This is a genomic window from Pontibacter sp. FD36 (genome assembly GCF_015686655.1).
Classification (GTDB): Bacteria; Bacteroidota; Bacteroidia; order Cytophagales; family Hymenobacteraceae; genus Pontibacter.
This window is the reverse complement of record NZ_JADPMP010000006.1, coordinates 106,003-132,995: the sequence shown is the minus strand read 5'-3', so window position 1 is coordinate 132,995 and position 26,993 is coordinate 106,003. Positions and strand designations below refer to the sequence as shown.

The 26,993-nt window shown below is 50.5% G+C and carries 17 protein-coding genes; 10 read left to right on the top strand and 7 right to left on the bottom strand.

What is annotated here, in order from left to right:
* Positions 1 to 2 precede the first annotated feature (2 nt).
* Entirely contained in the window at positions 3 to 1,124 is a 1,122-nt protein-coding gene (cfa, locus tag I0P70_RS09880) for a cyclopropane fatty acyl phospholipid synthase (RefSeq protein WP_196117234.1), read from the top strand.
* Between the two features lie 179 nt (positions 1,125 to 1,303).
* On the opposite strand, the gene I0P70_RS09875 is transcribed toward cfa, so the two are convergent.
* Positions 1,304 to 4,426: a T9SS-dependent M36 family metallopeptidase gene (locus I0P70_RS09875; RefSeq protein WP_196117232.1), complete on the bottom strand. Its 3,123-nt coding sequence runs from the start codon at positions 4,424 to 4,426 to the stop codon at positions 1,304 to 1,306.
* A 424-nt stretch (positions 4,427 to 4,850) separates the two neighbouring features.
* Between I0P70_RS09875 and I0P70_RS09870 the strand changes: the two genes are divergently transcribed.
* Complete coding sequence (locus tag I0P70_RS09870; RefSeq protein ID WP_196117230.1) at positions 4,851 to 6,752, top strand: DNA polymerase III subunit gamma/tau; 1,902 nt, start codon at positions 4,851 to 4,853, stop codon at positions 6,750 to 6,752.
* 134 nt (positions 6,753 to 6,886) lie between these two features.
* Positions 6,887 to 9,853 carry a pitrilysin family protein gene (locus I0P70_RS09865; RefSeq protein WP_196117228.1) on the top strand — a complete coding sequence of 989 codons (2,967 nt, stop codon included), beginning with the start codon at positions 6,887 to 6,889 and terminating at the stop codon, positions 9,851 to 9,853.
* Positions 9,854 to 9,938: 85 nt separating this feature from the next.
* Here I0P70_RS09865 and I0P70_RS09860 read toward each other — a convergent pair whose 3' ends face one another.
* The 3 genes from I0P70_RS09860 to I0P70_RS09850 form a co-directional block, all read right to left on the bottom strand.
* A complete protein-coding gene (locus tag I0P70_RS09860; protein ID WP_196117226.1) occupies positions 9,939 to 10,844 on the bottom strand; it encodes an NmrA family NAD(P)-binding protein in 906 nt (301 codons plus the stop codon).
* A 131-nt stretch (positions 10,845 to 10,975) separates the two neighbouring features.
* Positions 10,976 to 13,906 carry a DEAD/DEAH box helicase gene (locus tag I0P70_RS09855; RefSeq protein WP_196117224.1) on the bottom strand — a complete coding sequence of 977 codons (2,931 nt, stop codon included), beginning with the start codon at positions 13,904 to 13,906 and terminating at the stop codon, positions 10,976 to 10,978.
* 130 nt (positions 13,907 to 14,036) lie between these two features.
* A complete protein-coding gene (locus I0P70_RS09850) occupies positions 14,037 to 16,265 on the bottom strand; it encodes an NADP-dependent isocitrate dehydrogenase (RefSeq protein WP_196117222.1) in 2,229 nt (742 codons plus the stop codon).
* A 285-nt stretch (positions 16,266 to 16,550) separates the two neighbouring features.
* Here I0P70_RS09850 and I0P70_RS09845 point away from each other — a divergent pair, with 285 nt between their 5' ends.
* On the top strand, positions 16,551 to 17,429 hold the full coding sequence (locus tag I0P70_RS09845; protein WP_196117219.1) for an SGNH/GDSL hydrolase family protein: 879 nt from the start codon (positions 16,551 to 16,553) through the stop codon (positions 17,427 to 17,429).
* Positions 17,430 to 17,516: 87 nt separating this feature from the next.
* Complete coding sequence (locus I0P70_RS09840; protein WP_196117217.1) at positions 17,517 to 18,878, top strand: GDSL-type esterase/lipase family protein; 1,362 nt, start codon at positions 17,517 to 17,519, stop codon at positions 18,876 to 18,878.
* Between the two features lie 14 nt (positions 18,879 to 18,892).
* On the opposite strand, the gene I0P70_RS09835 is transcribed toward I0P70_RS09840, so the two are convergent.
* The gene (locus I0P70_RS09835) at positions 18,893 to 19,522 is read right to left on the bottom strand and encodes a phosphoribosyltransferase (RefSeq protein WP_196117215.1); all 630 of its coding nucleotides are present in this window, start codon (positions 19,520 to 19,522) and stop codon (positions 18,893 to 18,895) included.
* 167 nt (positions 19,523 to 19,689) lie between these two features.
* Complete coding sequence (locus tag I0P70_RS09830; RefSeq protein WP_196117213.1) at positions 19,690 to 20,364, bottom strand: dienelactone hydrolase family protein; 675 nt, start codon at positions 20,362 to 20,364, stop codon at positions 19,690 to 19,692.
* 142 nt (positions 20,365 to 20,506) lie between these two features.
* On the opposite strand from I0P70_RS09830, the gene I0P70_RS09825 reads away from it, so the two are divergent.
* The 4 genes from I0P70_RS09825 (at position 20,507) to I0P70_RS09810 (ending at position 25,457) form a co-directional block, all read left to right on the top strand.
* Positions 20,507 to 21,196 carry a hypothetical protein gene (locus I0P70_RS09825; RefSeq protein ID WP_196117210.1) on the top strand — a complete coding sequence of 230 codons (690 nt, stop codon included), beginning with the start codon at positions 20,507 to 20,509 and terminating at the stop codon, positions 21,194 to 21,196.
* 200 nt (positions 21,197 to 21,396) lie between these two features.
* Positions 21,397 to 22,083: a deoxyribonuclease V gene (gene nfi / locus I0P70_RS09820; protein ID WP_196117208.1), complete on the top strand. Its 687-nt coding sequence runs from the start codon at positions 21,397 to 21,399 to the stop codon at positions 22,081 to 22,083.
* Positions 22,084 to 22,259: 176 nt separating this feature from the next.
* Positions 22,260 to 24,875, top strand: a complete 2,616-nt coding sequence (clpB, locus tag I0P70_RS09815) for an ATP-dependent chaperone ClpB (protein ID WP_196117206.1) — start codon at positions 22,260 to 22,262, stop codon at positions 24,873 to 24,875.
* Between the two features lie 144 nt (positions 24,876 to 25,019).
* Positions 25,020 to 25,457, top strand: a complete 438-nt coding sequence (locus I0P70_RS09810; protein WP_196117204.1) for a nucleoside deaminase — start codon at positions 25,020 to 25,022, stop codon at positions 25,455 to 25,457.
* Here the strand turns inward: I0P70_RS09810 and I0P70_RS09805 are convergent.
* On the bottom strand, positions 25,441 to 25,842 hold the full coding sequence (locus tag I0P70_RS09805; RefSeq protein WP_230392105.1) for an STAS/SEC14 domain-containing protein: 402 nt from the start codon (positions 25,840 to 25,842) through the stop codon (positions 25,441 to 25,443). The genes I0P70_RS09810 and I0P70_RS09805 overlap by 17 nt on opposite strands.
* 138 nt (positions 25,843 to 25,980) lie before the next feature.
* Here I0P70_RS09805 and I0P70_RS09800 point away from each other — a divergent pair, with 138 nt between their 5' ends.
* Positions 25,981 to 26,838, top strand: a complete 858-nt coding sequence (locus tag I0P70_RS09800) for an alpha/beta hydrolase family protein (protein WP_196117202.1) — start codon at positions 25,981 to 25,983, stop codon at positions 26,836 to 26,838.
* The last annotated feature ends 155 nt before the right edge of the window (positions 26,839 to 26,993 follow it).

Sequence of the window (26,993 nt, the reverse complement as noted above, 5' to 3'; positions counted from 1 at the left end):
TTATGAAAAGCTCCTCTTTACAGCAGCAGGTGACTGCCATGCTGGCTACAGCCAATATCAAGGTCAATGGTCCTGATCCCTGGGACCTCCAGGTGCATGATGATCGCTTCTACAAACGGGTGCTTAGCCAGGGCTCCCTGGGCCTGGGTGAGGCCTATATGGACGGCTGGTGGGACTGCGCCCGGATAGACGAATTTGTGAACAAAATCATGCGGGCCGACCTCTACAAAAGAGCTCGCTTTGGATGGCGAACTGTGCTGGAAGTGCTGCTGGCAAAGGCTATGAACCTGCAGGCCAGAGGAAGAGCGGCACGCAATGCCCAACGCCACTACGACATCGGCAACGGTCTGTACCAACGCATGCTTGACAAGCGTCTGGTTTACAGCTGTGCTTACTGGAGAGAGGCTGACAATCTGGACCAGGCCCAGGAACATAAACTCGACCTCGTCTGTCGTAAGCTACGGCTGCAGCCCGGACAGCGGGTGCTTGACATTGGCTGTGGCTGGGGAAGTTTCGCCAGGTATGCGGCTGAACGCTATGGTGTGGAAGTAGTGGGCGTTACCGTGTCGCGGGAGCAAGCTGCGCTGGCACGGGAACTTTGCAAAGGACTGCCCATCGAGATCCGGCTACAGGACTACCGCGATGTGCGGGAGCAGTTTGACCATGTGGTATCCATAGGTATGGCTGAGCATGTGGGCCTCCGTAACCACCGTACCTATATGCAAACAGCAGCCCGTTGCCTGAAGGATGACGGACTTTTTCTGCTGCACACCATCGGCGTCAATTTCTCTAAAACAGCACCTGACCCCTTCATCGACCGTTATATTTTCCCGAATTGCCTGATCCCTTCGCTGCGGCAACTCACTGGCGCTATGGAACACATCTTTGTGGTGGAAGACCTACACAACTTCGGCCCTGACTATGACCGAACCCTCATGGCCTGGCACCACAACTTCAACCGGCACTGGCCAGAGTTGCAGGGAGAGTACGGCGAACGGTTCTACCGCATGTGGACTTACTACCTGCTCTCCAGCGCGGGCTCTTTTCGTGCACGCAACAACCAGTTGTGGCAAATGGTGCTATCCAAGAAAGGTATACCTGGCGGTTACGAAGCAGTGCGGTAGGTATAGGGATCAGGTATAGCAAGTCAAAATCTGATTTAATAAATCCCTACTAAGATCAAAGGGCGGTTTGAGTCGCTGGAGGAGGTGCTACTGTTGAGCCCCTTACAATCTATACCTAAAAAGCAAAGGCCGGCGAAATGAATCACCGGCCCCGCCTCGTTAGGATAGTTAAGCACGCATTATTTTTGCATCACAATTCTAATAAAGGATACTCCTTCATCTGTCACAAGTCTGGCGATGTACATGCCGCCAGCCAGCTTGCCTTTCTCGAACTGGAAAGTCTTATGCTCACCCGCTCTGCCAGTGCTCTGTGCCAGTACTGCTACTACAGCACCTCGCATATCCAATACTTCCAGCTTATAGCTGCCGTCTTGCGTCAGCGTGAAGCCGATGTCAGTTTTGGCACCGAACGGGTTAGGTACAGCACGCAGGGACATTCTTTCTGCGCTAACTGTTTCACCTGTGATGGCAGCAGTACTTGTAACAGCCATACCGCAATCTCCCAGGTTGTCACCGTGCTGCAGGTGAGCTGCTACAGCAGCATGTGCCACCACAGTGGCTTTACCGTTATGACAAATGATTACCTTCGTATTTCTACTGTTGCCAGGCGTTTCGCGTACTTCAATTACGTTGATGGTAACTGAGGCTGTGCGTGTACATCCGTTATCGTTTACAGCAGTAACCGTGAAGGTATAAGTACCTGCCTCTGTTGGAGTGAATACAGGGTTTGCAATGTTCGGATCGCTAAGACCGTCAGCAGGGCTCCAGGTATAGCTGAACGAAGGATCACCGTTTGCCTGCAGCATCACACTCTGTGCACCATAACCCAGGAAGATAGTGTTTGCATCGCCACCTGTGTATACATTGCTAGACTTCTGCACTGTGATAGTCGGTGCATCACATGCGTATACCGGAGGCAGGTCAAAGGCTTCCACTTGGTCAAATCTGTTTGTGTTTAAGCCCTGGCTTGCACTGTAACCCAAACCTCTCTTAGCAAAAGCTCTCCAGATCAGTTCCTGATTGGCACCACTATTGTTTAACTGGTCAGCCAACAGAATCGCATCGCGACCATCTACGAAGCCAGGACGGCAAGGCTGCATTTTCAGACCATCGATCACTAGTTGCATCGCCATGTTGTTACCTCCTGTACCATGGTAGATGTCCTCGTCAAAGCCATACTTGTCGATCAGCGCCCAAGTCATGTCCCAGAGCATTGTTGACCACACAAAGCCTATACCGTGTGGCTGGCTGATGGCCGCATTGTTGGTAGACTCATAGGTATGCGGGTTGATGCCGAAATCTGTGGAATATGGTGCAGGTCGTATACCGTTTCCGTCAGTTGCCTGTCCTTGCGCGTACGTGCCAATGCCACGCTTCTTTGCACCTGTATCGCCAGTTCTCATCGTCATCATCAGGCCAAACCAGTCGCTCCAGCCCTCTCCCATTTGCTCGGCATTGTTCAGACAGTTTGCCAACATGCGTCCGCCAGTTAATCTGTTAGAGATACCGTGGCCATACTCGTGCACGATGATGCCGTTGTCAAAGTCACCGTCCAACTCAGGACGACCTTCGTCTTTAAGCGCCACAGTCACTTCCTGACCTGCATCCAGCTGGGCTCTTATACCTGCACCGGCCACATCGCTTATCATCAGTGATGGGATAACAATCGGGCTTGGCGTACTGGCACCAGCCCCCATAGAGATAGGAGCACCTGGGGCATTGTTGATCACCACCACGGCAATGGCACCGGCAGCCTGGGCATTGTATACCTTCAAGCTGAAGTCGCAATTACCTCTGTATACCACGGCTATGTTACCGGCAACTTCCGCAGCGTTGGTATAAGCGCCGCAACCCTCGGCCGGTGTAGTAGATGTACCGCCAATGCCATTTGCCAACACCAGTCTACCTGTAACGGGAGTAGCTGTCAGTCTTGGTCCAAAGGCAGCCTGAATAGCAGGATATGCACCTGCTATGGTGCCCGGAGATGTTACCTTGAACATGTCTGCATCCGGTGGGCTGCTCCACAGGTACATCTGCATGCGTGGCGCGAAACCATCAACATTCTTGGCGAAGTTGGCGTTGTTGCGCGACGTACCGTTTCTGTTGTCCTGCGCCTCAGCCAGTACAGGGTCTCCCTGCGAACCGCCTCTGTCGTAGTTGTTCAGCTGGAAGTTGCCGCTCTCCTCATCAAAGCCGTACTGGTACCAAACATCGTGGATAATGTTGTTCCAGTAAAACAGGTTGGTGATGGCAGCGTCGCGGTAAGTAACCGGCTGTTGGTTAAAATCGATCGGAAAATCGAAGTTCAGCTCAGGGCCACCATCCGGGCTGTAGTTGTTCTGCCAGCTGTTATTGTTGTTCGGGTCTTCGTAGGCGTACACGTTGTTACCACGTGTTCTGGTTTCGGTGTGCCAGCCTTGTGGAGAAGCCAGCTGATCAGCCACTGATATGCTCACAAATTCGCGCGGGCCATGAGAAGGGCTCTCAATTGGCATTGGGAACACATTGTAGCCGCTGGCTGCTTTTGCTGCCGGAGCGGCAACATAAGGTGACATCAGGGAGTGGCTATGATTATCGTGCATGAACGTGCCGCCTGGGCCATCGTTTTCGAACTGGCAGTGCACCACCATGTTGTCTTTATCTAGGACTTCACCTGTGTTGGCATCCATTCTGATGTTCCACCAGTTTTGAGCATCCAGTTCATAGATAGACACTTCCCAGGCTAGTCGCAGGCTGCCATCTTCCATTGGTTGGTACACTAGCTTGGCAGGTATAGACTCTAATGAAATTCCACCATTTGAAAACAGAACTTCTTTGTTAGCCCCCTCCCCTCTTTCGATTACAGTTAACGAACCTCTGAGCGGAGTTTTCAGGTAGCCAGCTGCAGCAGCCACCGCTTGCTCTGCACTCATAGGCGATTGCATCGTTTTGGCTTGCATAGCTTGTTTAGCCAATCCCTTTTTAAAGCCTTTGCCGACTGCTACCACATTTTCGTTTTGATCAAGACTGATGGTAGAAACTGCTCCGGATATTTCTATACCCTGGTGCAGCTGTTTTACATAGTAGTGTTTCAAGCCTTTCTTTTTACTGTCGGACACACTGCTTACCTCCAGTTCGGCAATGTCGGCGTCTTCCAGTTCAAGCTTTTGCTTGTTCTTTTTCATGTGCTCTACCGCAGCAGCTGGCAGCGGTTTCTTTTCTGGTTTTCCTTTGCCCTGTCCTTGTCCGTAGGACAGCGTTGTACTCAGTAGCAGGACCAAAACAAGGACCATTCGAGTACTTTGCAGTAAAGCTTTTTTCATAAGTTGTTCTTTAAGTTTATAATAAAATTAATATATTTGAATACAAAACAGATGTTTAAACATAAATAATAAAAATTTTAATAATTCATATTTAAGATTATTAAGTATTTAAAAATAAGATGTTTATACACATCAAAACAGGAATAAAACAGGCCTTTAGTAACTAGCAATATTTCATACAAAAATTGTATTAAAAATATTATACTTTGTGTTATTGGTGCTATAAAGCTTTTTTTAAAGAAGAGATGCCTTGCTAAGTAATATTCAATTTTATATATACTAAAAACAATTAACAGCTATAACCGGGTGTTACAGGTGCAGAGATAGTTACACTTGACATATTCTCTTATGTGGATAAATCCTTGGAAAACTACTGGATAAAAAGCTCTCCCATCTGAGCTTCAGATTGATTATCTTTGTAGTAATGGAAAATTTTGTAGTATCAGCGCGTAAATACCGTCCGTCCACGTTCGATAGCGTGGTAGGGCAGCACCATATCACCAACACACTCAAGAATGCGATCAGCAGCCATCATCTGGCGCAGGCATTTTTGTTCTGTGGGCCGCGTGGTGTGGGTAAAACAACCTGTGCCCGTATCCTGGCAAAGACCATTAACTGCCAGAACATCACCCCGGAGGTGGAAGCCTGCAACGAGTGCGAATCGTGCCGCAGCTTTAACAGCAACAGTTCGTTCAACATACACGAGCTTGATGCTGCTTCTAACAACTCTGTGGAGGACATCCGAAATCTGGTGGAGCAGGTGCGCTACGCTCCTCAAACCGGCAAGTACAAAATCTACATCATAGATGAGGTGCACATGCTCTCAAACCAGGCCTTCAATGCTTTTTTGAAGACGCTGGAGGAGCCGCCTGCCTATGCCATTTTCATACTGGCTACCACGGAACGCCATAAGATCATCCCGACCATCCTGTCGCGCTGCCAAATCTTCGACTTCAACAGAATCCGGATTGAGGACATGGTGCGCCACCTGGGTAATATCGCTCAAAAGGAAAGTATACAGGCAGAACCCGATGCATTGCACCTGATCTCGCAGAAAGCCGACGGCGCCCTGCGCGATGCTTTGTCGATCTTCGACCAGATGGTAACATTCTCGGGCAGTAACGTGACTTACAAGGCCACGGTCGAGAACCTGCACATCCTGGATTACGACTACTACTTCCGACTCACGGACCACCTGCTGGAGCAGAACCTGTCGGGTTCGCTGTTGCTGTTTGACGAGATTCTGAAGAACGGTTTCGATTCGCACAATTTCCTGATCGGTATAGGCGAGCATTTCCGCAGCCTGCTGGTATGCAAAGACCCGCAGACGGTACAATTGCTGGAGGTGTCGGATAATATCAAAGCGAAATATGCTGAGCAATCGCAGAAGTCATCCGTGTCGTTTTTGCTTTCAGGGCTGAACCTGGTGAGCACTTGCGACACCAATTACAAGAGTAGCAAGAACCAGCGCCTGCACGTGGAGCTGTGCCTGATGAAGATGGCACACCTCAACGCGGCCTTTAGTTTTGCGCAGGAAGGAGCTGAATTAAAAAAAGCTAAGGTAGCAGCCCCGGCACCAGCCGCTACCAAGCCAGCAGGTGCCCCGGCTATACCTTCGGCAGCAATGCAGCAGCCAAGTGCCGGCACGGTGCCATCGGCAGCCATGCAAGGCAGTGGCGGTATACCTTCCGTTGGCTTGCAGCAGCCGCACCAGCAGGGCCACGTGCCTTCGCAGGATTTGCAGCAGCCACCTAAGCCGCAGCAGGTCACACCAGACGCCCACCTGACACCACCTCAAGCACAGGCAGCTCCGGAGCCAGTCGCAAAGCGTCCGTCTATACCTGTACCACCTCAAAAGAAGCTGGGCAAACTGCCCAGCCTGAAGGACCTGCAGAATCCACCTGCAGCAGTGGCCGATGTAGCTGTGGCTGAAGAAGAGGAAGAAGTAGGCTACGGGGTCGCCACACCACTTGATCAAGCCCGGTTGAACACGGTATGGCATGCCATCCTCCGCCGCAAGAAGGCAGAAAACATGATGGAGTATACCTTGCTTAACCGCCAGTTTCACATCGGGGAAGACAACGAGATCGTCCTGCACCTAGAGAACCATGTGATGATGGACCAGTTCACCAGCCTGCGCCCGGAAATACTGCGTGAACTGAAAGCACAGACCGGTAACCGCAGTATAAAACTGAGAGCTGAAGTAATGGAGGTACAGGACGAAAGAAAACTTTACACTTCACAGGACAAATTCAACTACCTGGCCGAGAAATATCCGGTGCTCGTCGATTTGAAGCAGCGCTTCGGTCTTGATACTGACTTCTAATTCAGGAAAAATTTTATATTTGTAAAGTTCTAATTAAAACACAAGGTGGGTCATGAGGTTTTCTTCTTGGAAACTTCGTGACTTAGCCTTTTTTGTGTTACTGTACCCTATAACTGTATCCTAACTGAAAACCCATGAAAAAAGGATTATCGCTGTTCCTGGTTGCGTCGGCGCTCTCGCTCACGCAATGTAAGAACGAAACGTATCAAACCCAGTCAGCCGGCGAAACCACAGCTACTGCTGCGAGCAAAGATGCGCTGACAGATTATACCTACGAAACCGTTCCAAACGACCCGCTCAACGCCCGCGTCTATACCTTGCGTAATGGCCTGAAGGTATACCTGACGGATTATGAAGATGCACCGCGTGTGCAGACTTTTATAGCGGTACGCGCCGGCAGCAAGAACGACCCAGCCGATGCGACCGGCCTGGCCCACTACCTGGAGCACATGGTGTTCAAAGGCACCAGCCAGCTTGGCACACAGGATTGGCAGAAAGAAAAAGCAGAACTGGACAAAATTGAGGCGCTGTATGAGCAACACCGCAATACCACCGACCCTGCTCAACGCAAAAAAATCTACCACCAGATCGACTCCATCTCGGGCGTGGCAGCTACTTATGCCGTGGCAAACGAGTATGACAAGATCCTGGGTGCAATTGGCGCCAAAGGAACCAACGCCTATACCTCAGTAGAGCAGACAGTTTATACCAATGACGTTCCGAGCAACCAGTTGGAGCGCTGGGTGGCTTTGGAAGCACACCGTTTCGGCGAGCTAGTGCCGCGCCTGTTCCACACGGAGTTGGAGGCGGTATACGAAGAGAAGAACCGTACCCTCGACAACGACGGCTGGAAAGTGATGGAAACGCTGAACGCAGCTATGTTCCCGACCCACCAATACGGTACGCAAACCACCATTGGCACCATTGAGCACTTGAAAAACCCTTCGATCACAGAAATCAAGAAGTACTTTGATGCCTACTATGTACCGAACAACATGGCCATTGCGCTGAGCGGAGACATTGATTTTGACCAAACGATCCGCATGATCGACGAGCACTTCGGCAAACTGAAGCCTAGCACGGCTCCTACCTTCACGGTAGCACAGGAAAAGCCGATCGCACAGCCAATCATCAAAGAAGTGACTGGTCCGAGCGCAGAGAACATTTCGATCGCTTACCGCTTCCCGGGTATGAGCTCACGCGATGCGCAAGTGCTGAGCATGATCAGCTCCATCCTCTACAACGGACAGGCAGGCTTGATCGACCTCAACCTGAACCAGCAGCAGAAAGTGTTGCAGGCTTATGGCTATGATAACCAGATGAAAGACTACTCCGTGTTCCGCCTGGGTGGTTCGCCACGTCAGGGCCAGACATTGGACCAGGTTAAAGATTTGCTTCTGGCACAGGTAGAGTTGGTGAAGCAGGGCAAGTTTGACGACGACCTGATCCCGGCTATCATCAACGACAACAAGATCAGCCTAATGCGTGCCTACGAGCGCAACTCAGAGCGTGCCGATGCTTTCGTGACCGCCTTTATCTATGACATTCCGTGGGCAGACTATGTGAAGCGCCCGGAGGAATTTGCAAAGATCACAAAGCAAGATGTGATGGCAGTTGCCAACAAATACCTCAACAACAACTACGTGCAGGTATACAAGCGCACCGACAAGAACGCCGCTAGCCTTAAAGTAGAAAAGCCAAGCATCACACCGGTACCTGTGAACCGTGAGGCGCAGTCAGCTTACTACAGTGAGTTCATGGCCAAAGGCCCTTCTGAACTTTCGCCTGTATTCGTTGACTATAAAGCCGACATTAAAGAGGCCAAATTGAAGAATGACATTCCGTTGCTGTACACGAAGAACAGCGAGAACGGTCTGTTCCAGATGTATTACATCCTGGATATGGGCAGCGACAACGATCCGAAGTTAGGTATGGCTGTGAACTACCTCAAGTTCCTGGGCAACGACAAGTATACAGCAGAAGAGCTGAAGAAGGAGTTCTACAAGCTGGGCACTTCTTTCAACGTATCTGCCTCAGGCGACCAGGTATACGTGTCGCTCTCTGGCCTTGACGAGAATTTTGAGCCGGCACTGGCCCTGTTTGAGAGCGTGCTACAAAATCCGAAAGCAGACCAGAAAGCATTGGACGACATGGTACAGGGAATGCTGAAAGCCCGCAATGACGCGAAGCTGAACAAAGGTGTGATCCTGAACCAGGCGCTGGTGAACTATGCCAAGTACGGACCTAAGAATCCTTTCACCTCGGTACTGTCAGAGAAAGAACTGAAGGCTGTGAAACCGCAGGAACTGGTGAACCTCATCAAGAGTATCCCGACTTACGAGCACCGCGTGCTGTACTATGGCCCACGTGAAACAGATGCTTTGGTAGCAACACTTAACGCAGGCCACATTGTGCCGGCTAAACTGAAGCCGGTGCCGGCTGAGAAGGTATACGCTGAGCTGGACATTAAGCAGCCAATGGTATACTGGGTGGACTACAACATGGTGCAGGCTGAGTTGATGTTTCTGACGAAAGCAGATGCCTTCAACAAAGCCATGGTGCCGACCATTCGTCTTTACAACCAGTACTTCGGTGCAGGTATGAGCTCGATCGTGTTCCAGGAACTGCGTGAGTCGAAGGCACTCGCCTACTCAGCTTACTCCAGCTACAGCACTGCTGCTAAGAAAGATCGCTCGAACTACATCATGTCGTACATCGGTACGCAGTCAGACAAGTTGCCAGAGGCGATGGCAGGTATGCAAGAGCTCCTGACAAACATGCCACTAGCCGATCAGAATTTTGAACTCGCGAAAGCTTCGCTACGCAACAGCATTTCTTCGGAGCGTATCACCAAGTCGTCTATTCTGTTCGACTACGAACGTGCCAAGCGCCTCGGCTTGGACTACGATATCCGCAAAGACGTGTATGAAAGCGCCAACAGCCTGACCTTCGATCAACTGCAGGCCTTCCAGAAGAAGTATGTGAGCGGACAACCACAAGCAATTCTGGTGATCGGTTCAAAAGACAGACTGAACTTCAAAGAGCTGGAGAAATACGGCAAAGTGAAGCAACTATCACTCGAGGAAGTATTTGGGTACTAAGCCTTCGTGCTATACCTTGTAAACAAAAGCGGCAGCCTGGTTAGGCTGCCGCTTTTGTTTTATTATAATCCGCATGCAATCGGGCTCATTTCCTTGTAGCCAGCACTTCCGCTACACTGGTCCATTTAACCTCAGGGTACCGGTCGTTATCGAGCGGCTCGAGTTTAGGAAGCCCGGTGAACATGTCACGCATATACTGCATGCCTTGCCAGGCCGGAAAAACCTCATTATTAGAAGGAGTAAGTGTTTTGGTAACTTTTATGATAGCACTCAGCAAACCCACTCCGCCAACTCGAAGCAAACTGAATTCTTCTCCGGTAGCCCTGGTGGCGGCCTCTCTCAAACCGTTTGCACTCAGCACATCGCCGGCAATGCGTAAGTAGCGTGGTGTGGAGGGATCAAGAGCCGCAGCAGCGGTATACTCGGCAGTGTTTTGAATGGTGGTAAAATCCATGAGCTGGTTCGGGTCACCATAATACATGATCCGCTTTATTGGAAAGAGCACAACCGGCGCCTGTCCGGTGAGCAAATCGGTGAACATGCCGTTCAGAATAGAGGTCGCAGCGATAGGGGCTTTGTCCAGCTGCTCTTTGAATTCTTTTCGGAGGTCCAGGTTGCGGTTATTACCAGAAGGGAGCTTCGTGAAATCAATGGCAAAATCAGAAGGTATAAAGCGGGGCACACCAGCCGCCACAGCAGCTCTTAGCAGTAAAGCTTGTATACCTACCATGACATAATGCAAGCCAGAAAGGGCAGAAACCACACAACTGGCTCCTTCACAAGCTCTAGCCAGTGCAGCAGCATCATGGTAGTCTACTTCACAAATGGTAGCTCCCAGCCTTTTTAAAGAGTCGACTTTATCTGCATCACTCTTCGGTCGGACCAACGCCCGCACTTGCGCCCCCTTCTCTAACAGGGACCTGGCAATGCGCCCGCCAAGATCGCCTGTTCCACCTGCCAACACTATAACCGGAGTATTGTTATTCGCCATAATTGTTCCTGATTACCTTTGGTGTGTAACAGGCTTAGACAGGAAAGGTTACATGCTTGTGAAGCAGGAGTAGCACTTCTTTAGGTATGCTATACCCGTAGCGTGCATGCTGGGTACTGAATTAATTCTTATTAGCTATTACTGCTGTTACTACTTAAGTTCAGCCAATCATCCTTAGTGAGTGATTGAAAAAAGCTGTTGTCGGCCGTAACCAGATCGGTGGCAAGTTTGGATTTGTTCTGTTGCAGTATCTGAATCTTCTCCTCCACGGTGTTGGGGCAAATAAGGCGCACGGCGATCACCTTCTTCGCCTGCCCTATTCTGTAGCTGCGGTCTATGGCCTGGTTTTCTACAGCTGGGTTCCACCAAGGGTCTACGATAAACACGTAATCGGCTGCAGTCAAGTTCAGGCCTGTTCCACCAGCTTTCAGACTTACAAGGAACACGCGAATCTCCTCGTCCGTCTGGAACTGGTCTACAACCTCGCCCCTATTGCGGGTGCTGCCGGTGAGGTAAGAGTACTTGATATTTTCCTTCACCAGCTCATTTTTGATCAGGTCCAGCATACCCACAAATTGTGAGAACACCAGCACCTTGTGGTGTCGCGCTACATTCTGAATCTGCTGCATGAGCACCTGTATCTTGGCAGAAGTATCCGAAAAAAGCTTCGCATCGCCAGTGAGCAGTGGCGAGTTGCAGATTTGGCGCAGTTTAGTGATGCCACGCAACACGTGCATTGGGTGCTTTGTAAGTTCCTCTTCACCGCTAGCGGTAATATAGTCTCTGAATTCCTGCTCGGCAGTATCGTATACCTTGCGCTGCTCCTCTCCCATTTCGCAATAAAGCACCATCTCCGTTTTGTCGGGGAGCTCCTTGGCCACTTCTGCCTTTGTTCTTCTCAATACAAACGGGCAGATCTTTTCCTGCAGGGCTTGCGCACTTCGCCTATCCTTAAACTTATCGATGGGCATGGAATAAGTATTCCTGAAGTAGGTCCTAGTGCCCAGCAAACCCGGATTGACAAAGGAAAGCTGCGCGTAAATGTCGAAAGTATTGTTCTCGAAAGGCGTACCTGTGAGCACCACCCTGTTGCGTGACTGCAGCAGACAAGCCGCCTTGTAGCGCTGCGAGTTCGGGTTCTTGATATTCTGCGACTCATCCAGGAAGGTATAGCCGAACAGATACTTCTTTAGAAAGACAATATCAGAGAGCAGGGTATTGTAGGTCGTGATGACAACATCATACTCCTGAAAAGCAGCCGTATCTTTTGCTCTGTTCGGACCGTGGTGCGTGAGCTGCCTAAGAGATGGAGCGAACTTATTTAACTCCGCCTGCCAATTAGGTATAAGCGAAGTTGGCACAACCAATAGGTTTGTCTGCCGTTCTCGCTTTTCCCGCAGCAGCAGCATAAGGGCGATGATCTGCACTGTTTTACCCAAGCCCATATCATCCGCAAGACAGCCGCCAAACTGCAGGTCATCTAGAAAGTTGAGCCAACTGAGCCCCTGCCATTGGTATGGTCTCAAAGTGGTTTGCAGTCCTGCAGGTATAGGAGCTGGGGCTAGTTTCTCCACGTTGTTCAGCTGCTCCTGGTACCACCACGGTTCTTTGTGCACCTGCTCATCGAGCATGTAGTCCTCAAACAACTCCGTGAGCGCCGCAAAGTTTGTCTTAGGAATCTGCAGTTCCTCCTCACTTACCACCGCGCCCGTTTCGAAATAGAGCTGCAGTCGCTGGAGCCATTCTTCAGGTATAATGCCCATCGTGCCGTCGTCGAGCAGCACGTATTTACTCTTGTTTACAACTGCCTTCTTCAGCTGCTTCAGCGACGCTTTCTTGCTGCCAAACTTTACCTGCGCCGTCACATTAAACCAGTTCAAGCCGCTTTCTACGTTTATGGAAACAGTAGCTTTATGCTGGTTGAGCTTATTGTCCTGCAGGTCGTTGAAGCCCAGGATGGTTACGCCGTTGGCAGCCAAGTTGTCGAAGGCATTGAGAAACCAAGTCTCATCCAGAAAACGCTCCTTGTGCAGATAAAAGTAATCGAGCATGTTGTCCAGCTGCTCCCAGAAATGCGGGTGCTGCTGGATCAGCAACTTCGTGAAAGCCGCTTCTGCCTCTGTGTTGCGGGCCACAAAGAAAGGCCGGCCCATATTATCCTGATCATAGATCAGCTTGTTCGACAGCAGCGGGATCTCTATTTCGCCATAGCGCATAAAAGGCTGCAGCAACACATAGTTTTCCGACTCGATCAGGTATAGCAAATTTTCGGGTTGCTGGTTAAAACCTTTGCTCCGTAGCTGGGCCTTTGTAGCAGGTTTCAGGTAAGTATGCTCTATGGGCACATACGACTCCATTTTAGCCAGCACTTCCCTCTGAAATTGCAGAAAGGCATCGTGCGGCAATTGGAGTTCGCCATCGTGCTTTTTGAAATAAGCCACTACAGAAGGCAGGTGCGGATTGGAGCACAGGTACCAGGTATCGTCCGTAACCAGAAAATGGTTATACCTGACACTGATGCGACTAAAGGGAAAATAGGTACCGTTTATAAACAGATCGCTCGTCACACTGAACATATCGCTATTCAGGCCTATACGCACTTTAAAGTCTATACTTGGTTGCGTGACCTGCACAGGTTTTAGTGACTTTGCTGTTATTTTCTCGGAAATCTCACTGTCGTGAAGGTAGTAGGGATAGCGAAGCGGGTTGCGCTCCAGCGCCTTCAGACTTGCTGTATCCGTAGCTGATTTCTCGTAGAAACTTTGAAAGCGGGCAACGGCACTGTAGAACTTCAACTCCTCCGGCTGCTCGGTTCGCCAAACCAGCTCGAGCGGGCTCAGTACTGTAAAAGGCGCTTTCAGTTCGCCTGTGCTGCTCAGGCTGCAAGAGACAAGCTGGGCACTGAACAGGTTATAATAGCGATGTCTGCCAATGACGATGATCGTTCTGGAATCGGCAGAAGCCCCGTCCAGCTGTGGCTGGGAAGCAAGGTGTGCAGCAAAGAGCGACTCCGGATCGTCTGTGCTGTCAAAAGGTTCGAACGGTGGGTTTTGCTCTTCCATTGTTGCTCCTTAGGCAGCCACTGTGCTTTAAGAACTGGCTATGCCTCAGCTTCAAAGTTAATAGTTTAAAATAAGAAAGGCTGCCCGATCTCCCAGGCAGCCTTTCATACTTATACTTTATACTTATTGACTAGAAGCTAGCCAAAGCCGCATTCAGCGTCTCACTCGGACGCATGGCTTTGCTGGTTTTCTCTTCGTTCGGGTGGTAGTAACCGCCGATGTCCACCGGCTTGCCTTGGGCGGAGATCTGCTCGTCCACGATCTTCTGCTCGTTGTCGGTCAGTTCCTGCGCCAGCTTCGAGAAACGATCTTTCAGCTCCTGGTTCTTGGTCTGCTCAGCTAGTGCCTGCGCCCAGTACATGGCCAGGTAGAAGTGGCTGCCGCGGTTGTCAATGCCGCCTACTTTACGGGATGGTGACTTATCTTTCTCCAGGAACTCAGCATTGGCTTTGTTCAGGGCTTCTGCCAGTACTTCTGCCTTCTCGTTTTTAGTCTTGTAAGCCAGGTCTTCGAGCGATACTGCCAGAGCCAGGAACTCACCCAGAGAATCCCAACGCAGGTAGTTCTCTTCTACGAACTGCTCTACGTGCTTTGGTGCAGAACCGCCCGCACCGGTTTCAAACAGACCGCCGCCATCCAGCAACGGAACGATCGAAAGCATTTTGGCACTGGTGCCAAGTTCTATAATTGGAAACAGGTCGGTCAGGTAGTCACGCAGTACGTTGCCAGTTACTGAGATGGTGTCTTTACCCGCTTTAGCACGCTCGCAGGTATAGCGCATGGCTTCTACCGGCGACATGATCTTGATCTCAAGACCGTTGGTGTCGTGGTCCTGCAGGTACTTTTCTACTTTTTGGATCAGGTTGGCGTCGTGTGCACGCTGCGGGTCCAGCCAGAAAATAGCTGGCGTGTTGGTAATGCGGGCTCTTGTAACCGCCAGCTTCACCCAGTCCTGAATAGGCAGGTCTTTCGTCTGGCAAGCTCTGAATATATCGCCCTGCTCTACTTTCTGCTCCATCAGCGTGTTGCCGTCCGCGTCAACAATGCGCACCGTACCTGCGGCAGCCATCTCGAACGTCTTGTCGTGTGAGCCGTACTCTTCGGCTTTCTGCGCCATCAAACCGATGTTTGGCACAGTGCCCATGGTGGTCGGGTCGAAAGCACCGTTCTCTTTGTTGAACTGGATCACCTCCTGATAGATCTGCGCATAAGAGCGGTCTGGAATGATCGCTTTCGTGTCGTGCAGTTTGCCATCCGGTCCCCACATCTGGCCAGACGAACGGATCGCCGCTGGCATAGAGGCGTCGATGATCACGTCGCTTGGCACGTGCAGGTTGGTGATGCCCTTGTCAGAGTTCACCATCGCCAGTTCAGGACGTTTTTCCATCTCTATTTTCAGATCCGCTTCGATCTCCGCACGCTTCTCGGTTGGCAGGTTCTGAATCTTGCTGTAAACATCACCCAAACCGTTGTTTGCGTCAACGCCTATTTCTTTGAACGTAGCGCCGTGCTTTTCGAAAGTCTCTTTGAAGAAAACGGTTACCGCATGACCGAACATGATAGGGTCGGACACTTTCATCATGGTTGCCTTCAGGTGCAGCGACAACAGAATGCCTTGCTCTTTGGCCTCAGCAATCTCTTTCTCCAGGAACGAACGCAGTGCATTGCGGCTCATTACAGAAGAGTCCATCACTTCGCCGGCCTTCAGGGTTACTTTGTCTTTCAGCACTTTGGTTTCACCGTTGGCCCCAACAAACTCGATGCGCACATCAGTAGCTTTGTCTACCACAACAGACTGCTCGCTGCCGTAGAAGTCGCCGCCCGTCATGTGCGCTACGTGTGTTTTAGAGTCAGAAGACCACTTGCCCATGGAGTGTGGGTGCTTTTTGGCATACTGCTTTACCGCATCAGCCACACGACGGTCAGAGTTACCTTCACGCAGTACCGGGTTCACGGCGCTACCCAGGATCTTCGCATAGCGAGCCTTCACGTCTTTCTCCGTGTCGTTCTTAGGATCAGCCGGATAATCAGGTATGTTATAGCCCTGAGACTGCAATTCTTTGATTGCCGCTGTCAGCTGCGGAATAGAGGCACTGATGTTTGGCAGTTTAATAATATTGGCCTCAGAAGTTTTAGCCAATTCGCCAAGGTAGGCCAGGTCGTCAGACTGCTTCTGCTCTTCAGAAAGGTTTTCCGGGAAAGTAGCGATGATACGGCCGGCCAGAGAAATATCTCTTGTTTCTACTTCGATGTCGGCGGCTTTGGTAAAAGCCTGCACAATCGGCAGGAAAGAGCGCGTAGCCAGGGCAGGCGCTTCATCTGTGATGGTATAGATGATTCTGGATGCTTTTGTCGTCATTTAGGTCAGTGTTTAATTAGTTAATTTCGGAGCTCATAGCCTGCTGCCATTTCCTGGCTGGCGAGCCAACAATTCCCCTGCGCTAGTTTAAGAAGCAAATATAAGAGTCTTTTTCGATAAGGCTAAACCTTCGTCCGGTGTTTCATTTGCATCATTCTCCAAGCACTTCTTTTTTGCAAAATTGGACAATTATAAGGTGTCACACCTCACTCAAATGCAACCGAATTTTATACTTCTCGTTTTTAGCCAATGTGCTTACCTTATCAGAAATTTGTACCCTTAGATATGTTTTCGAAATTTAAGATTAACTATAGCTATTTATTATTTCTTTCATTTATCCTATTTTCTACCGCCTGTACAGACAATCAGACAGAAGAAGAAATAGAACCTCAACTGGAAGAAGCTCCGCTTCGAATCCTGCCTTTGGGCAATTCCATTACGCAGGGAGGTGACACGCATCCCAGTTACCGATACGAACTCTGGAAGACGCTGGTAGATGCCGGACTGGATTTTGAATTCGTAGGCTCTATGGACACGAACTGGCGCTTTGATGCGACTAACCCTGAACAGAGTGCAGACGCGGCCTCTCCTGTAATCGGGCAGGAATATAAGGGAGCCAAATTTTTGAACAAGCATGAAGGCCACTGGGGCTGGACGACCAGCGACATGCTGAATGGTTACGAAAAACCCACCCAGTACAAGCGTGACAAAGGAAAGTTAAGTGATTGGCTTAAAGGCTACACGCCTGATGTAGTACTCATGCACCTGGGTACAAACGACATGATATATAGCAAAACAACAAAGGGCACTTTGGAGCGGATAGAGCAGATCATCGGTTTGTTGCGTGCAGATAACGAGAACGTCGCTATCATGCTAGCCAAGATTACACCTATACCCTCCACTTACGCCAACGTTGATTCTACACAGCATTTTGTATCCCTTATACCTGAACTGGCTTCACGACTTTCAACTCAGAAATCTCCAATTATAGTCGTGGACATCAATACCGGTTACTATCCTGACACCCATACCTATGATTCGCTGCACCCCAACACTGCCGGCGAGAAATTTATTGCCAAGCGCTGGTATGATGCCATCAAAGCGAACGAAGAGACATTGTACAGTTTAGCTGCACAACGTCATCGCAGAAAGTCAGGAGAGTAGCACCTGAAGCCCATTCACAAGCGCAACTCAAGAGGGTTGCGCACGTTTTAAGAGCTACTTAGTACCAACCACTTAGCTTACAGTTCTATGCTCCCCCTTCTCTCTCGCTACCGAAAACATGCTTATACCCTTATCCTGCTCCTGCTCATTAGCTTAGAGGCCTATCCTCAGGCCCAGCCAATCAAGATCATGCCTTTGGGCAATTCGATCACGCAGGGGAACATGGAGCTCTATAGTTACAGGTATGCTCTTTGGAAAAAGCTGATCGATGAAGGCGTTAATTTTGAGTTCGTTGGTTCTCAAACAGAGAATTATATTGGCACTCCTTCCTTTGCTGATTACGAAGGACAATCATTCAGCAACAGAAACGAAGGCCACTGGGGTTGGCGCGCAGATGAAATACTAAATGGGGGAGATGGAAAGAACATTGAAGATTGGGCGGAGGCACATCGCCCTGACATTGTGCTGCTGCACTTGGGCACAAATGACCTTAACCAGAAGCAGTCCATAGAAAGCACGCTCGAAGATCTGAAACAAATAGCAGAGGTTCTACGGGAACAGAACCCCGCTATTGTCATACTGATGGCACAACTTCTTCCAGCGAATGAGAAAGATGTGTATTTAAAAGAACTTGGCGAAGAGATTCCACACTTCAATGCACAGCTACCTACACTAGTCGCTGCTCTGAATAACGATAGCCGCTATCCTGATTCCCAAGTAGTGCTGGTAGATCAGAACACCGGATTTAATCCTGACCCGAATCCTAATTCGATAGCAGGAATGGGCGACTCTTATGATGGGCTGCATCCCAATAAGCTTGGCGAAGAAAAAATGGCCCAGGTTTGGTTTGAGGCCATTATGAATGAGATTATCATTCCGCTTCCAGTCGAGCTGCACAGTTTCAAAGGCAAACCGACCCAAAGTGGGGTACAGCTGGATTGGGAAACGGCATCGGAGCAGGACAACGCTTATTTTGAAGTGCAGCGCAGCCAAACTGCTACCGAGTTTGCTGCCATTGGTCGTGTAGAAGGTACAGGCACTACCTCCTTACCTCAGAGCTATACCTTTCAGGACAAAGAAGCTGGCAATGGTGTGAACTACTACCGCCTCCGCCAGGTAGATTTTGATGGTACAGAGAGTTTCTCGCCGGTACTGGCTGTGAGCCTGATGCAGGCTACTACTGAAGAGATGCGCGTATACCCAACCCGCACTAAAAGCAATAGCCCGGTTACGGTCCAAATGCTGGCATTGCAGCCTATGGAGAAGTTCAGTATCTCGATCTATACCTTGGAGGGAAAACTTGTAAAGGAGTTTGAAGCGGAAGCTGACAATCGGGGAAATTTCGTACAACTGCTCAACACGGCAGAACTGAGTGACGGTGTGATGTACATGGTACGAGCTACGCTACCGGGCAGGGCCTTTATTCGCCACCTGCTCGTCGACCGTTAAACTCAGTCCCTATCCTACTGACGATTACCTTGTTGCCTGAGCAGGCGTATCACCTCTTCGTCGCTTATCTGCCCGAATTCTTCATAAAATTGTCCCACCGCCTGAAAGAAAGGGGGCACCAGCAGGCACATTACCTCATCCACAATAGCCTCGAACTGCGTTATTGCAGCTTGTGGAGCCACAGGCACAGCTACAATAATCTTGCGGGGTTGCTTATGCCGGGCCATGTTCACGGTAGACAGCAGGGTCTTGCCGGTTGCAATACCATCATCCACAATGATCACGATGCGGTCACGCAGGTCAACGGGCTGCCGGTCACCCATAAACAACTTATACTTTTGGCGCAGACTTGTTTTTATACGCTCAACCTCAGCCTGTATGTATTCCTCTGGCACATCAGACCGGTTATCCACCTCCACATCCTCCAGACTCACCGCTCCTATCGCAAACTCTGGGTTGGCAGGATGACCGATTTTCTTAGACACGATCACATCCAAGGGCATATCCAGCCGCTTGGCGATAGGCGCTGCCACAGGCACTCCTCCCCGGGGTATAGCCAACACCACTCCTTTCCGCCCCTTGTAGTGCTCCAGCCGATCGGCCAGCATCTCCGCAGCCACCTGTCTGTTTGGTATCGTTTCCATGGTTTTTAATATTGAGTGGTTTAGTGATTGAGTGAATGAGTGATTCTTATTTATTAGGATAAGTTGAGCACCTTAAAAAGATCCATTAAAATTCTTTTCTTGAGGATTTAACTTTTTAAAACGCTTCCTCAATTAATCACTCATCCAATCAATCACTCATTCAGTAACTAACTCCTCAACGGGTGCTGTTTGCCGGGCTCCAAGTATTTCCGGAACCAGTCAGTTGCCAGTTGGGCTGCCATTTCCAGTGCTCCCGGCTCTTCGAACAAATGGGTGGCATCCGGCACAATCTCCAGGTCTTTGAGGCAAAGCATCTGGTCTTGCGCCCGTTTGTTAAGCTCCAACACCTCTTCGTCCAGTCCTCCCACAATCAGCAGCGTTGGAGTTTGCACATCGGGTAGCACTTCGTTGGCCAGGTCGGGGCGACCGCCGCGACTTACAACAGCACCAATTATGTCTGCTCCCAGAGCAGCAGCAGCGCTTATAGCAGAGGCTGCTCCGGTGCTGGCGCCAAATAGTCCGATGCGCAGGTTTTGGGCATGCTCCTGATGTTGCACCCAGTTCACGGCGTCGATCAGGCGCGTCGTAAGCAGCTGAATGTCGAACCGGTTCTCCCGCCGCTGGTCCTCCTCTTCGGTGAGCAGGTCGAACAGCAGGGTTGCAAATCGGGAACGCTGCAGATGGTCTGCCACAAAACGGTTGCGCGAACTGAGCCGGCCGCTGCCGCTGCCATGCGAAAAAATCACCAGTCCCTTTGCATTTTCCGGCACAGCCAGGTCGCCGATGAGCCGTACGTTCCCAGCCTCTATTTGTACGCTATCGTTGAATATGAAATTTGCCATTTAGTTTGTTTTCGTTTGTAAAGCTTCAGTTTGATTTACGTCTTGAAATAGCAATAGTTAAAATACGGTGTTTTCAAAGTCCTCAGGTATAAGCCGTACGGCTCAAAACAGCGTATAGAAGCTATACCTAGAATCGAGACCTATGCGTAGTACTATCTTTACTTTTATGGCTTGCCTGCTACTGTTGCCAGGTATAACATCCTGTGGGTCCGGCGACTCAGAGCAGAGTATGGCAGAGCAGCAGGCAGACGAGCATCAGCGGCTGGAAGAGGTACAGGAAGAGCACATCCGCAGAGGAATCATACCAAATCAGGATACCATGGCTTTTCCGCAGGCTTTTTCCGTCTTCCTGACATCCTTACAGGCATCTGATGCCAACGTTTTGAACCAGTTCATCCACTCTGATCATGGGCTTTGGGTCATCGAGCAGCCAGGAGCCATGCCTAAAATGACTCACGTTACGGACATCCGTGATTTCAAGCGGGAGTTTCAAGACAGATCCTTCTTTACTGTTGGTGATGAGGTAAAGACCTGTGACCTGCAGGAAGAGGCCTGGCCATCGTTTGACTGCGCAGGCATGAACTACGACAAAGGCCAATCCGGCTACAGTAAGGACGGCTGTTTCGTTTCAGGTCCCTCCAAATTTCAGAAAAGCGGCTACTGGGATTACGCCAGCCTTTCTGAGGCAGAGATCAAACAGATAAAAGCCACCCTGCCTCTTGTGCAAAGATCAGTCCTGCACACGGCCACCTCCTTTGAGTTTCATTTTGGCCCTGTAGACGGTCAGTGGCGACTGCTTTTCGCCAAACTGATCCACCCCTGCAGTGCGTGATTTAGTGAGTGAGTTGGTGAGTTAGTGATTGAGGGAGTTCTAATTTAGTAGTTGAACGATTGAATGAGAAGGGTCTATATCAATCTTCACTCAAACTTATCCTAAGGCGAGAAGCAACAAAAGAAATACAGGAAATTAAACTGCCAGAGCTACCTGACGTAATCTCAATCAAAAATATTCACTCAATCACTCACTCTCATATGCCCTACTACCGCCGCTTCGATCAACCTGCTCCCGACCCTGCCCTGCTTGCCCGCCTAACCGAGCAGCAACGGGAAATGCAGGAGCGGGTTATCATTCAGAAACCCGACTTTGACCTGAAGCTGATCGCCGGCTGTGACTCTTCTTTTGTGGGGGAGGATCATATACTTTCGGTTTTTGTACTGCTCTCATACCCGGAGTTAGAGGTGCTGGAGAAGGTATGGCATTATGGGGAGGTGGAGCTGCCTTATGTTCCTGGTTTTCTCTCTTTCCGCGAAGCGCCTAATCTACTTAGGGCCTATGAGAAACTGCAACAGAAGCCCGACCTGATCATGGTAGACGGCCACGGCATCTCACACCCCCGCCGCTTAGGTATAGCCACCCACTTAGGACTGCAACTGAATAAGCCTACGATGGGTGTTGCCAAGAAAGTACTGGTTGGCAAGTATAAGGAACCCGATACGTTAAAAGGGTCTCTTTCGCCGCTGGAGCACAAAGGCGAACTGGTCGGAAACGTGCTGCGCACCAAGGATAATGTGAAGCCTGTGTTTATCTCACCTGGCCACCTGATGGACCTGGAATCGGCAACGAAGATAGCAATGGCCTGTACTACAAAATATAAACTACCAGAACCCACAAGATTGGCAGACCACTATGCGGCGGTGTTTAAAAGTGAGGTACGTTGATCTCACGGGTCTAGAAGACACTTTGAGATCAACGCAATCAGTCATTTTGACCGAATTTATCTAAAAACCCCCTACTTTCCCTGCCATAATTTCAGTAAAATCACCTTTAAATCCCATTGGTGTATCCTTTGCTGTGATGCTCGTAGAACTAAAACTAAGGGGAAACAAGTAGGGACATGAACTTTAATAACTATACCATCAAAGCCCAAGAAGCCATCCAGAAGGCTACTGAGATAGCAGGCGGTTTTCAGCAGCAGGCTATTGAGTCCGGGCATATTTTAAAAGCGATACTGGAGACAGATGAGAACGTCACCAGCTTTCTGCTCAAAAAACTAAACATCAACGGCAACATCCTGCACACCAAGCTGGATGAGACAGTTGCAGCTTATCCAAAGGTGAGCGGCGGCAGTCCATACCTGGCGAACGATGCAGCAGCTGCCTTGCAAAAGGCTACATCATACCTGAAAGAGTTTGGCGATGAGTATGTGGCCATTGAGCACATGCTGCTGGGCCTGCTGGCTGGCCGCGATAAGGTGGCTGGCATCATGAAGGATGTAGGCTTCAACGAAAAAGACCTCAAAAAAGCTATAAAAGAACTGCGTGGCGGTGCCAAGGTAACAGATCAGAACGCCGAGGCGAAGTACAATTCGCTCAAGCGCTATGCCCGCGACCTGAATGAAATGGCCCGCAACGGCAAGATCGACCCGGTGATTGGTCGCGACGAAGAGATCCGCCGTGTGCTGCAGATCCTGAGCCGCCGCACCAAGAACAACCCGGTGTTGCTGGGTGAGCCTGGTGTGGGTAAAACAGCCATCGTGGAAGGTCTGGCCCAGAGAATCGTGGCCGGTGACGTACCGGAGAACCTGAAGAACAAGACGCTGATGAGCCTCGACATGGGTCTGCTGGTGGCAGGTGCCAAGTATAAAGGTGAGTTTGAGGAGCGTCTGAAGGCAGTGATCAAAGAAGTCGTGGATGCCGAGGGAGAGATCGTTCTCTTCATCGACGAGATCCATACCCTGATCGGTGCGGGGGCCGGCGGCGAGAGCGCCATGGACGCAGCCAACCTGCTCAAGCCAGCCCTGGCCCGTGGCGAGTTGCATGCCATCGGTGCTACTACCCTGAAGGAATACCAGAAGTACATCGAGAAGGACAAGGCATTGGAGCGTCGCTTCCAGGCCGTGATGGTAGACGAGCCAAGCGTACAGGACGCCATCTCGATCCTGCGCGGTATAAAAGACAAATATGAAGTGCACCACGGGGTGCGCATCAAGGACGACGCGATCATCTCGGCTGTGGAGCTGTCGAGCCGCTACATATCCGACCGCTTCCTGCCCGACAAGGCCATCGACCTGATGGACGAGGCGGCTGCGAAACTGCGTATCGAGATCGACTCTCTGCCGGTGGAACTGGACGAGATTCAGCGCCGTATCATGCAGCTGGAGATTGAGCGGGAAGCGATCCGCCGTGAGAATGACAAAGACAAAGAAGCGGTGCTCTCCAAAGAGATCGCTGACCTGAGTGGCAAGCGCGATGACCTGAAAGCCAAGTGGCAGAACGAGAAGCAGATCATCGAGGGCATTCAGAAGGAGAAGGAGAACATCGAGAACTATAAGTTGGAGGCTGAGCAGGCCGAACGCAGCGGCGACTACGGCCGTGTGGCAGAGCTACGTTACGGCAAAATTCAGGAAGCAGAGGCGAAACTGAAGGAGCTGCAGGAGCAGGTACGCCAGATGCAGGGCGAGAACCCGATGCTGCAGGAGGAAGTTACTTCTGAAGACATCGCCGAAGTGGTAGCCAAATGGACCGGTATACCTGTAAGCAAGATGCTACAGAGCGACCGTGAGAAGCTGCTCAACCTGGAGCGCGAACTGGGCCGTAGAGTGGCAGGTCAGGAAGAAGCTATCGAGGCCATTTCTGACGCTGTACGCCGAAGCCGTGCCGGTATGCAGGATCCGAAACGTCCGATTGGTTCGTTCATCTTTCTGGGTACAACAGGTGTGGGTAAGACCGAGCTGGCCAAGGCGCTGGCCGATTACCTGTTCAACGACGAGAATGCCATGGTCCGCATCGACATGAGTGAGTACCAGGAGCGCCATGCTGTGAGCCGAATGATTGGTGCACCTCCAGGATACGTGGGTTACGACGAAGGTGGTCAGTTGACTGAGGCTGTTCGCCGCAAGCCATACTCTGTGGTGCTGCTCGACGAGATCGAGAAAGCGCACCCGGATGTGTTCAACATCCTGCTGCAGGTCCTCGACGATGGTCGCCTGACCGACAGCAAAGGCCGTGTGGTGAACTTCAAGAACACGATCATCATCATGACTTCGAACATTGGTTCGCACATCATCCAGAGCAACTTTGAGCGTATGGACGAGTTCAACCACGACGAAGTGATTGAGCGTACCAAAGACGAAGTGTTTGAGTTACTGAAGAAATCGGTAAGACCGGAATTCCTGAACCGTATTGACGAGCTGGTGATGTTCCGTCCACTGAGCCGTCAGGACATCCGCAAGATTGTTTCGATTCAGTTTGGCCACATTCAAGACCGTCTGGAGGAAGCAGGTATAAAACTGATCGCAACCAACGAAGTGCAGGATTACCTGGGCGAGCAGGGTTACGATCCGCAGTTCGGTGCCCGCCCGCTCAAGCGTGTGCTGCAGCGCCAAGTGCTCAACGAGCTATCGAAGGAGATATTGGCCGGTACTATAAATAAAGATTCTGTAGTAGAAGCAGTACTAGAAGGCGGGCAGATTCGTTTCAATAACGTGGACATTCAGCTGCCCACCGAATAATGAATTGATTGTGTATTAAGAGTAAAGTTTAGTTGAACAAAAGGCCTTCCCGCATGGGGAGGCCTTTTTGTTTTTATAACCACCTGCAGCGGGCAGCCGTACCCAAAGCACGAACTTTCCCACATTTTAATAAGAGCTATACCTATGGACGAATTCATGCAACTGGCGATAGACGAAGCTAAAAAAGGCCGCAGCGAAGGCGGTATACCTATTGGCTCGGTGCTGGTAAAAGACGGCAAAGTAGTGGCCACAGGGCATAACAAGCGGGTGCAGGAAAATAACCCAATTCTACACGGCGAGATGGATTGCCTCAACAACGCCGGCCGCATCGGCTCCTACCGCAATACCGTGATCTACTCCACCCTGATGCCTTGCTATATGTGCGCTGGCACGATCGTGCAGTTCAAAATCCCGAAGGTAATTGTAGGCGAATCCAAGACCTTTAGTGGAGCCCGTGAGTTTATGGAGTCGCATGGCGTGGAGGTGGTGGACCTGAATCTGCCTGAGTGCATCGACATGATGGAAGACTTCATTAAAGAGAAGCCTGAGCTGTGGAACGAGGATATTATGGAGTTGGAGTAGAGTCGTCTCCTTCCAGCACATATTTCATCGCCTGCTCTTTCTCGGCCAGGTCATAATAGCGAATGCCGTGCTTCTTCACCGTGCTGGCCAGCTTGGCCGACAGCTCCTGCCACTTCTTCTCCCCCACCATAGCTACACGGCCGTAGTCTAGTCCGTGGATGACGTCGAACAGTCCGTTCTCGATCGCCGCCACTGGGTTTATCCAGTCCACATCCACCATTTCATAGTAGATGTGCGTTTCTTCGTTCTTGAGCATCAGGTCACGCACCATGTTGCGGTACTGGTCAAAATCAGGTATGGTTAGCTTGTCGCGCACACGCACGGCCAGTATGTTATCATGGGTTTCAGGTAGTATTTCCAGCATCATTGTTCTATTTGGTTCCATCTATACATACGCACATACCTCCCAAACTTTACAGGCAGGTATAGCCGACACAAACCGGGCAGCAGGAAAAAAGCGCCGCACTTGAGCATTTTGCATCCAAATGCCTATTTTGCAGGTTCAAGCTTCCTGATCAAAAAGATGACTTTCATACGTTATACCCTTGCTCTTCTCCTGACGCTCGCTCTTTTTACAGCCCAGGCAAAAGTGGATACCCTGGCCATCCGAAGCCCTTCGATGCAGAAGACGCTGAAGGCCGGCGTAGTGACGCCAGACAGCTACAAGAAGAAAAAGAATGGCCCCTACCCGGTGCTATACCTGTTGCATGGCTACAGCGGTAACTTCAGCAACTGGCTCAAGGTTCCGCCTCAGAAAGACCTCCTACAGACCATGGCCGATAAGTATCAGCTCATCATCGTAACACCCGACGGCGGCTTCGGCAGCTGGTACTTTGATAGCCCAGTCGACAAAGCGAGCCAGTATGAAACGTTCATCACACAGGAGCTCCGTCAGGAGATTGAGAACAGGTACAGGACTATATCAGAGCGCAGCGGCCGTTTTATATCCGGCCTGAGCATGGGCGGACACGGGGCGCTATACCTGTCAGCACGACATCCGGAGCTGTACTTGGCGGCGGGCAGCATGAGCGGCTCCCTCAATGTATCTGGTATAGACCGCAAAAATCTACTCCCCAGCATCGAGGCCGTACTAGGTCCAAAAGCGGAAAACGAGCAGGTATACAAAGCCAACTCCATTGTACACATGGTGCCGCAGCTGAAGCAAAATGGGGTACACCTGATCATTGACTGTGGTGTGGATGATTTCCTGATAGAGGACAATCGCGAAATGCACCGCCGCCTGGTATACGAAAAGGTGCCGCACGACTACATAGAGCGCCCTGGCGCGCACAGCTGGGCATACTGGGGCAATGCATTGGAGTATCACCTGCTGTTCTTTCAGAAGGTGAGAGCGGAGGACGGGCAGCAGATCCTAAAATAGGCTGCCCAGCTTAACCATCTGCAGCAACACGCTACTTTAATGGGTATACTTGGCTATACCTTGGTATACCTATCGGCCGGGATATTCTTAACAATAGTATTTCTCCCATCCCTGCACTCTTGCAAACTTCCCGGCGAAACATTAATTTGCACCTT